The organism is Variovorax sp. P2_H12 (assembly GCF_056403395.1).
Genome location: NZ_JBFUFO010000190.1, coordinates 1 through 455 on the forward strand (window position 1 = coordinate 1; position 455 = coordinate 455).

The 455-nt window shown below is 72.1% G+C and carries 1 protein-coding gene; it reads left to right on the forward strand.

Annotated elements, in window-relative coordinates; all coding sequences use genetic code 11:
• The first annotated feature begins 3 nt into the window (after nt 1–3).
• Nucleotides 4–129 (forward strand): ATP-binding protein, encoded by a 126-nt coding sequence (locus AC1DYK_RS35765; RefSeq protein ID WP_478170580.1) that lies wholly within the window; start codon nt 4–6, stop codon nt 127–129.
• The last annotated feature ends 326 nt before the right edge of the window (nt 130–455 follow it).

The window sequence follows — 455 nt, forward strand, 5'->3', positions numbered from 1 at the left end:
GGCCTGGGTCTCGCCATCGCGAGAGACGTGGCCCGCAGACACGAGGGCACCCTGACGGTCACCCGATCCCCGGAAGGCGGTGCTCGCTTCGAACTACGCCTGCCGGCAAGGCCGGATCCAGGCAGATGAGGGCAACGCCGGGCCTGCTGATGAGCACGCCCCCGCCCGTTCGGGCCCGCCGGCGACTCAGGGCAGACCGAGCCCGCCCGGCGATCGAGGACAAGGCCGCCGCGCCCGTGCAACGGCGCACTCCCGCAACCGCGTCCCCCTGTCCGCGTACCCCGCCGCGCTACGGCTTGCCCCGCCGCCCTCGCAGATGATCCGCAACCGGCGTCAGCGCCGCATGCAGGTCCGCCAGTGCTTCGGGCGTCAGCAGGTCCATGAAGTGTTTGCGCACCGAAGCGACATGGTGCGGCGCGACCTTGTGCATCGTCTCCGCGCCCGTCGCCGTGAGT